This is a genomic window from Streptomyces sp. NPDC007162 (assembly GCF_040634175.1).
Classification (GTDB): Bacteria; Actinomycetota; Actinomycetes; order Streptomycetales; family Streptomycetaceae; genus Streptomyces.
In genome coordinates, this window is record NZ_JBEYFC010000426.1 from 1 (window position 1) to 7,821 (window position 7,821).

General features: G+C 72.5%; 7 protein-coding genes and 2 pseudogenes. 3 read left to right on the plus strand and 6 right to left on the minus strand.

Features of this window, described 5'->3' with window-relative positions; translation table 11 throughout:
* Window positions 1-105 (plus strand): annotated as a pseudogene (locus ABZ646_RS34815) (esterase); the annotation flags it as partial.
* Between the two features lie 31 nt (window positions 106-136).
* Here the strand turns inward: ABZ646_RS34815 and ABZ646_RS34820 are convergent.
* The 5 genes and pseudogenes from ABZ646_RS34820 to ABZ646_RS34840 form a co-directional block, all read right to left on the minus strand.
* A pseudogene (locus tag ABZ646_RS34820) lies at window positions 137-883 on the minus strand (styrene monooxygenase/indole monooxygenase family protein); the annotation flags it as partial.
* Window positions 884-898: 15 nt separating this feature from the next.
* Window positions 899-1,534, minus strand: a complete 636-nt coding sequence (locus ABZ646_RS34825; protein WP_132888833.1) for an ATP/GTP-binding protein — start codon at window positions 1,532-1,534, stop codon at window positions 899-901.
* Entirely contained in the window at window positions 1,515-1,937 is a 423-nt protein-coding gene (locus ABZ646_RS34830) for a DUF742 domain-containing protein (RefSeq protein WP_360528046.1), read from the minus strand. The genes ABZ646_RS34825 and ABZ646_RS34830 overlap by 20 nt, the downstream gene beginning before the upstream one ends.
* A complete protein-coding gene (locus ABZ646_RS34835) occupies window positions 1,934-2,437 on the minus strand; it encodes a roadblock/LC7 domain-containing protein (protein ID WP_360528049.1) in 504 nt (167 codons plus the stop codon). The genes ABZ646_RS34830 and ABZ646_RS34835 overlap by 4 nt, the downstream gene beginning before the upstream one ends.
* Window positions 2,434-5,376, minus strand: coding sequence for a nitrate- and nitrite sensing domain-containing protein (locus ABZ646_RS34840; protein ID WP_360528052.1), 2,943 nt, complete (start codon window positions 5,374-5,376; stop codon window positions 2,434-2,436). Before ABZ646_RS34840 ends, ABZ646_RS34835 begins: the two co-directional genes overlap by 4 nt.
* Window positions 5,377-5,783: 407 nt before the next feature.
* Between ABZ646_RS34840 and ABZ646_RS34845 the strand changes: the two genes are divergently transcribed.
* Complete coding sequence (locus ABZ646_RS34845; protein WP_360528055.1) at window positions 5,784-6,572, plus strand: hypothetical protein; 789 nt, start codon at window positions 5,784-5,786, stop codon at window positions 6,570-6,572.
* Between the two features lie 24 nt (window positions 6,573-6,596).
* Here the strand turns inward: ABZ646_RS34845 and ABZ646_RS34850 are convergent, their stop codons facing one another.
* Window positions 6,597-7,013: a MarR family transcriptional regulator gene (locus ABZ646_RS34850; protein WP_360528061.1), complete on the minus strand. Its 417-nt coding sequence runs from the start codon at window positions 7,011-7,013 to the stop codon at window positions 6,597-6,599.
* A 322-nt stretch (window positions 7,014-7,335) separates the two neighbouring features.
* Between ABZ646_RS34850 and ABZ646_RS34855 the strand changes: the two genes are divergently transcribed.
* Window positions 7,336-7,821: GH25 family lysozyme (locus ABZ646_RS34855; protein ID WP_360528058.1), on the plus strand; the 486-nt coding region annotated here is incomplete at its 3' end.

Here is a 7,821-nt window from a genome sequence, read left to right on the forward strand (position 1 = left end):
CTGCAGGACCCGGGATCGCTGAGCAACCGGGCGTTCGCCCTCACCGACCCCGCCGAGATCGACTTCAACTCGGCCGAGGTGCAGGCCGCCGAGATTCCTGCCTCCACTGTACGAACATCCGGGCCCGCGGGCCTCCCAGGGTCAGGGAGAGGTGCTCCGAGGGGTCCTTGACGCCGTTGAAGACGTCCAGCGGGCCGCCGGGTATGCCCTCCCAGAAGAGGATGTCGGCGGGTCCCGAGGTGGTCAGGGTGGGCATGACGAAGAGTTCGCCGACGCCGGGGACCAGGTTGCAGCGGACCGCGTGGAAGTCCGGGTGCTCGGGACGCGGGCCGAGGCCGTGGACGTAGGCGACGGCGAGCGCCCGCTGCGGCTCCGTGTACGGGGAGCGGGAGGCGTCGCGGCCGAACATGGACACCAGCTCGCCCTTGCCGGCCGAGACCAGGACCAGGTCGTAGGCGCGGGAGAAGTAGTCGAGGTCGCCGACCGCCGCGCCGTGGATGACCAGCTGGCCGCCGCGCTGTGCGAAGGTCTCCATCCAGCCGGCCATCTTCACCCGCTGGTCGACGGACTGCGCGTACCCGTCGAGCCTGCCCACCCAGTCGATCGCGCGGGCCGCGGGGCCCTCGCCCCAGGAGCCCGGGGCCGCGACCGAGACGCCGAGTCCTTCGATCTTCGGGGCCTGGGACTCCCAGAAGTTCAGCTGGAGATCGCGTTCGTGCTGCAGTGCCGTGTGGAACATGCACTGCGTCGACATGACCCGGCCGGAGCGGATCTCGTCCGAGGTCCGGTTCGACATCAGGGTGACCTCGTAGCCGTGCGCCTGGAGGCCGAGGGCGAGCTGGAGACCGGACTGGCCGGCCCCCACGACGAGTATCTTCCGCATACGGGGACCGTTCTCCTACTCGGGGGTTTCGTCCAGCGCGTGGGCGACCAGGGACAACAGAGTCTCGATCACCGGGACACGACGGCGGGCATCCATGATCATTACAGGTATGCGCGGCGGAATCGTCAATGCCTCGCGCACGTCCTCGGGTTCGAAGCGTTCGCTGCCGTCGAAGTGGTTGACCGCGACGACGTACGGCAGCCCGCAGCTCTCGAAGTAGTCGAGGGCCGGGAAGCAGTCCTTCAGTCGCCGGGTGTCCGCGAGGACCACGGCACCGATCGCGCCCCGCACCAGGTCGTCCCACATGAACCAGAACCGCTGCTGGCCCGGGGTGCCGAACAGGTACAGCACCAGGTCGTCGTCGAGCGTGATGCGGCCGAAGTCCATGGCCACGGTGGTGGTGAGTTTGCCGGGCGTGGCGGTGAGGTCGTCGGTCTCCTCGCTCGCCTCGGTCATCAGCGCCTCGGTCTGCAGGGGCGTGATCTCCGAGACGGCGGTGACCAGCGTGGTCTTGCCGACGCCGAAACCGCCCGCCACGACTATCTTCGTCGCGATCGGGGCCCGGCTGCGGTCCGTCTGCCACGACCGCACGTGCTCCTCCCCGTCGAGGAGCGGGTTGACGCCGGCGGCGTCAGAGACGGCGTAGTCCACTCAGCACCCTTTCCAGCAGAGCGCGGTCCGGGCGGCCGACGCCGTGACCGGTTCCGGTTCCGTACACACGGATCTTTCCCTGGTCCGCGAGGTCACTGAGCAGGACCCGGACCACGCCGAGCGGCATCTTCAGCAGCGCGGCGATCTCGGCCACCGTACGCATACGGCGGCACAGTTCGACGATGGCCTGCAACTCCGGCATCACCCGGGTGTTGAGGGAGCCGTTCGTCAGTTCCTTGCGCTCCTCCGGGGCCTCGAGCGCGGCCACGAACGTCTCCACGAGGAGGACGTGGCCGAAGCGGGTACGGCCGCCGGTGAGCGAGTAGGGGCGGACGCGGGCGGGCTTGCGGTCGCCGCCCCGGACCGGGAGGTTCTGCCTGCGGTTGTTCGGCGCGCTGCTCATCGGCCGCTCCTCGGCGCGTCGTTCTCCAGCGATTTCCGTAGCTCGCTGCGGAGTTCGGGGGTCAGGACGTGACCGGCGCGGCCGACGAACAGGGCCATGTGATAGGCGACCACGCTCATGTCGCACTCCGCGCTGCCGTGCACGCCGAGCAGCGAGCCGTCGCTGATCGACATCACGAAGAGGCTGCCCTCGTCCATCGCGACCATCGTGTGCTTGACCGGGCCGAAGTCCATCAGCTTCGCGGCGCCGACGGTGAGGCTGCCGATGCCGGAGACGATGGTGGCGAGGTCGGCGGCGGAGCCGCGCGGGCCGGTGCGCTTCTCGCTCTGCGCCTCGCGGGCCGCCTCGTTGCGGCTCATGTCCGAGGAGAGCAGGAGGAGGCCGTCCGAGGAGACCACGGCGACCGACTGGATACCTGGCACCTCCTCGACGAGGTTGCTCAGCAGCCAGTGCAGGTTGCGTGCCTCACTGCTCAGTCCGAAGGTACTGGGCGCGGTCAACTGCTTGCCTCCTCGACTGTGCCCCCCGTGGCTTCTTCGGATACGGCTGTTGCGCGTCCGGCCGGTGCGTTGCTCGGTACCTGGTTCTGGCCGGTCTGTTCGGCGATCTCCGCCTCGACGTCACGCCGACCCGCGTCGGCGCCGCGGCGGAAGCCGCCGAGCCTGCGGCGCAGGGCCTCGGCATCCACGCCGGTGCCGCGCTGGCGGGGCGGCGGAGCGGGCGCGGTGATCTTGGGGGTGCGCTTGGGCAGGCCCTTGCTGGTGACGGGGTCCTCGGCGTCGGCGATGCCGTCGCCGTCGCCTTCACCCGGTGCGGGGAGTGCGCGCGAGTGCTCCACGGCTTCGTCGAAGGCACTTGCGCCCGCGTCCGCGGGCACCGGTCGGGTCCGGGCCCCCGCATCCGCCGGGTGCGGCGCACCGTCGGCGGAACCGGCCGACGGCCGCTCCCACGCCTCCGCGGCCCGCGGCCGCTGCGCCTCGGGCAGGGCTCCGGGTCGGTCCCCGGTCGTGGGGGGCTGCTCCCCCGCGGGTACCGCTTGCGGCTCGGCCGCCCGGGGCTGGGCTCCCGTTGGTTCGAGGTCCGGGAGGAAGAGTTCCATCGTTGTTTCGGCGAGCGTCTCCGGCGGGGCCTTCGGGCGGGCCGTCGGCTCCGGGTCCGCCGGCTTCGGCGGGGCCGCCTGCTCGTGCACGGCGTCCTCGTCGGCCTCCCGGGCGGCCACCGCGTGCTCCGCCAGCGTCACCAGCGGGTCGCCGGACGCGGCGCGGCCGTGCAGGACGTTGGAGTTGGCCTCCGCGTCCGCGCCGGGGAGCGAGAAGGTACCGGTCGCGGTGGCCGAGGGGGCCGGGACCGCCGCCGCGGGGGGCGCCGCCAGCAGGGGCTGGGGCAGGACGACGACCGCCGCCACCCCGCCCTGCTTCTGCTCGCGCAGCTGCACGCGGACGCCGTGCCGGTGGGCCAGCCGGGCCACCACGTAGAGGCCGAGGCCGAGACCGTCCTCGCCCTCCTGGTCGTACGGCGACTCCGGGTCGAACTCGGCGAGGCGGCTGTTGAGGCGGACCATGCGGTCGGCCGCCATGCCGATCCCCTCGTCCTGCACGGAGAGCATCACCTCGCCGCTCTCCAGGAGCCAGCCGGAGATCTCCACGGGGACGTCGGGCGGGGAGGACGCGGTGGCGTTCTCCATCAGCTCGGCGAGCAGGTGGGAGAGGTCGTCGGCGGCGAAACCGGCCACGTGCACGTGGGGCGGCAGCGCGGCGATGCGGACCCGCTCGTAGCGCTCGATCTCGCTGACCGCCGCCCGGACGACGTCGACCAGCGGGATCGCCCCGGCGTGCTGCTGGACATGCTCGGTGCCGGCGAGGACCAGCAGGTTCTCGCTGTGCCGGCGCATCACCGTGGCGAAGTGGTCGAGCTTGAAGAGGGTCGCGAGGCGGTCCGGGTCGTGCTCGCGCTCCTCCAGGTTCTCGATGACGGCGAGCTGGCGTTCGACCAGGCCGAGGGTGCGCAGCGCGAGGTTGACGAAGGTGCCGCCGATGCTGGTGCGCAGCCGCTCCAACTGGGTCGCGGAGTCGGTCAGTTCGGCACGCAGCTCCTCGCGGGCGTCGGCCATCTTCTGGCGCTGGCCGACCAGGTGCTTGCGGTCGGTCTCCAGGGTGGCGATGCGGTCGTAGAGCTCGACGCTGTGCGCGTGCAGGGCGTTGACGGAGCGGACGACCTGGGCGAACTCGTCGTTGCGGCCGGTGAACCGCACCGGTTCCTGGGTGCGCGGGTCCTCGGCCTCGGCGAGCCGTGCCGAGCCGCGGCGCAGCACGGACAGCGGGCGGGTGAGGCTGCGTGCCATGGCCGTGGCGATGCCGACGGCCACCAGCATCAGGGCGCCGACCACCGCGACCCGGATCTCCAGCGCGGTGACGTCGTCGTCGCGGAGCTTCGCGAGGTCCTTGGTGCGGTGGTCGTAGAGGGCGGACTCCACGCCCCGCATCAGCTCGACCCGCGCGGACAGCGCCGCGTCCAGCTTCTTGGAGCTGGTGGCGAGGTCGCCGTCGGAGAGGGTCGGCTGGTCGGTGAGGGCGGCCAGGTACTTGTCGGCGGCGTTGACGTCGTTTCCGGTGACCGTGGAGTCGTAGGACTCGACCGCCGCCTCGGGCGCGGTGTCGCGGAAGCCGGCGAGGGCCGCGTCCGCGCGCAGCCTGGCCTGCTGGGCGGCGGCGGAGAGGGCGTCGCGCTGCTTCTTGTCGGCTTCGGAGGTGGTGGTGCTGGTGACCGGCAGCCCGGTGAGCGGGCTGATCGTGGTCTGGGTGCTGCTCGGGATGCTGAGGGCGGCCAGGAGCAGGCCGCGGGCGGCGGCGGACTGCTGGACGGCGGAGTCGAGCTCGGCGAACGCGTAGGCGCCGGAGCCGGCCCTGGCGGGTGTCTGCTCGGCCAGCTGCTCGGCGAGCCGGTGCAGCTCGGTGATGGTCCGCGCGTACGCGTCGTGCGCCTGCAGGGCGGTGCTCTTGCCGGTGAGCGCGGCGCGCCGGACGGCCGCGATGCCGTCGAGGTCGGTGCGCAGCCAGCCGGGGGCGTCGGTGTCCGCGCGCAGGTCCTCGACCTGGCGGTCGACGCGGGCGCTGCGGTCCTCGGAGGGCGCCTTGGACTTGGGGCGGCCCGCCGCGATGTAGGTGGTGACCTCGTCGCGCTCGTCGGCGAGGGAGTTGGCGAGCGCCAGCGCGTCCTGGGTGCGGCCGGCGAGCGTCACCAGTTCCTGGGAGTCGCTCAGCTGCCCGGAGGCGGTCAGCAGGGCGGGCGCGCCCGCTCCGGCGATGGCGGCGGCCACCACGGCCACGGCCACGATCAGCCGGGTCCGGACGTGCTTGCGGCGGCCGGAGCCGACGGGGACGGCGGCGCCCGCTTCGGAGGCCGTCTTCTTGCCTGTGCGCCGAGGCCGCGTCTTCTGCACCGGTGCTCGCATTCCTGAACTCGTGTACCCAAGGGGCCGGGTGGCACCCCGTCATCATCCCGGCAATTCGGTGCCAAGTGGTGCGTGCACTTGCTCACGTGCACCGATATGTCGGTCCCCGACCCTCCCAGCGCCGGTGGGCGGTGGTCTCGCATCATCCGACCCGCCACCCGAAGGAGTGAACATCGGAGAGGAGTTGGCGGGCAAGTTCCGGTGGACTGTGCAGGGGCCTTTTCCGGCTGGCCGGTTGGACGCGGAGGGCAGGCTTTGGCAGGATTCGCCGACACGCCTTCCCGGAGTGCGCCATTCCAGCCCAAAACAGGCGGCTGACCTGCGAGACCGTGCCGTTTCCCGGGTTGTTGCCAGCCTCTGGTGAAGCCTGTGAAGGGGTCGTGCAGACTGGCTGAATGCGTACTGAGGTGATGTCGGAACCCGGCGCCGCGGACCGCCCCAACGAGGACTTCGCCGGGGTCTGCCTTCCTGCCTCCGGACAGGGGGGTTGCGTGATCGTCCTGGACGGTGTCACTCCGCCGCGGGACGGCACCGGGTGTCTGCATTCGGTCCCCTGGTTCACGGCGCGGCTGGGCGGCGCGCTGACCGAACTGACCGTTTCGCGAAGAGATCTGACACTGCGGGAGATCCTCGGCGAGGCTATCCGCCGCACGGCCGCCGGACACGGGGCCACCTGTGACCTTTCTCACCCGCGTACACCCCAGGCGACGGTCGTCGTGACCCGGTGGTCCGAGGACGCCGTCGAGTACCTCGTCCTGTCCGACTCCGCGCTGCTCCTGCGCTCCCCCAGCGGCACGCTCACCCCGGTCCTGGACGACCGCCTGGACCGGATCCCCCGTGCCTGCCTCGCCTCGGCCGCGATCGCCGACGCCACGGTCCGCAACAAGGAGGGCGGCTTCTTCACCGCCGCCGCCGACCCGGCGGTGGCCGCCCGCGCGGTCACCGGGACCGTGCCGCGCGCCGAGGTCGCCGCCCTGGTCGCGCTCACGGACGGGGCGACCCGCTGGACGGAGAAGTTCCGCGAGGGCGACTGGACGGCCCTGTTCGACCTCGTGCGCAAGGAGGGTGCGCGGGCCCTGGTGGACCGGGTGCGCGAGCTGGAGGCGGCCGACCGTGACGAGCGGGTGTTCCTGGGGCGGAGCAAGACGCACGACGACGCGACGGTGGTGTACGTCGAGCTGTGAGGCCCGCCCGGCGGGGACCGCCGGCTACTTCTCCATGACGCCGTTCAACTCGTGCAGCAGACGGGCCAGTTCGGCGACCTCGGGGCGGGGCCAGTGGGCGAGCTGGCGGACGTAGCGGCCGCGGCGGGCCTCGCGGACCCTGCCGACCCGGCGCCGGCCCTCCTCGGTGAGGGCGACCAGCCAGGCCCGTCCGTCGGCCGGGTCGGGCTCGCGGGCGATCAGGCCGAGCTCCTCCAGGGCGCGCAGCTGGCGGGACATGGTGGCCTTGCCGACGCCGATGTAGGCGGCGAGTTCGGTGGCGCGCCGGCCGCCGCTCTCGTCGAGCCGGACCAGCAGCCCGTAGGCGGCGGACTCCAGGTCGGGGTGGACCTCCCGGGCCATCTCGCCCTGACTGGCCCGGGCGCGCCGCAGCAGCACCGTCAACTCGCGCTCCAGAGCCAGGAACTCCTGGTCCGCGCCGGCCGGCGGTGTCGGCGCCGGCCCGGTGGCAGGGCGGCGCCCCTCGCCCTTGTCGTCCTCGTGCACGTCAGCACCCCTGATCGGTTTCGCAGTACTGAAAGTCCGGGTCAAACCCTGTCGTCGCCCCGCTCGGCAAGTATTTCGCAGGCATGGACCAGCGGCAGCCTCCGGTCCCCCTCTTCCGCCGCATGCGCACGCCGGTGGTCGACCCGTGTGACCTCGGGTCGCGGTCCCTCGTGTCGCGCCGGTGGTACCGGGCGGCTCTGGCATATCTGAGATCCACCTCACCCCACGGAGGCACGGCATGCCCCTGCTCAGACCCGCACCGGCCCTGCTCACCACGCTCGCCGCCCTGCTGTGCGCGGCGCTCTCCCCCGCCCCCGTCCACGCCGACCCGGCCGTGCCCGCCCGCGGCTCGGCCTACATGGGCACGGGCGTGCTGGCCCACGACGGCCAGAACGGCACGCCCAGGACCGGCCTCGCCACCCAGACCGAGGGTGTCGACGTCGCCAGCTACCAGGGCGACGTCGCCTGGCCGACCCTGCTGGGCAGCGGGGTCCGCTGGGCGTACACCAAGGCGACGGAAGGCACGTACTACACGAACCCGTCCTTCGCCCAGCAGTACAACGGCTCCTACGACGCCGGCATGGTCCGCGGCGCTTACCACTTCGCGACCCCGGACACCACGGGCGGCGCGGCCCAGGCCGACTACTTCGTCGACCACGGCGGCGGCGGCGGGACGACCGCCGGCAGCGAGAGGCCGAGTTCGGCCAGCCTGGCCTCGACGGCG

Coding starts and splice junctions, on each gene's coding strand:
- ABZ646_RS34845 (WP_360528055.1), top strand. CDS start 5,784: ATGCGTACTGAGGTGATGTCGGAACCCGGCGCCGCGGACCGCCCCAAC.
- ABZ646_RS34830 (WP_360528046.1), bottom strand. CDS start 1,937: ATGAGCAGCGCGCCGAACAACCGCAGGCAGAACCTCCCGGTCCGGGGC.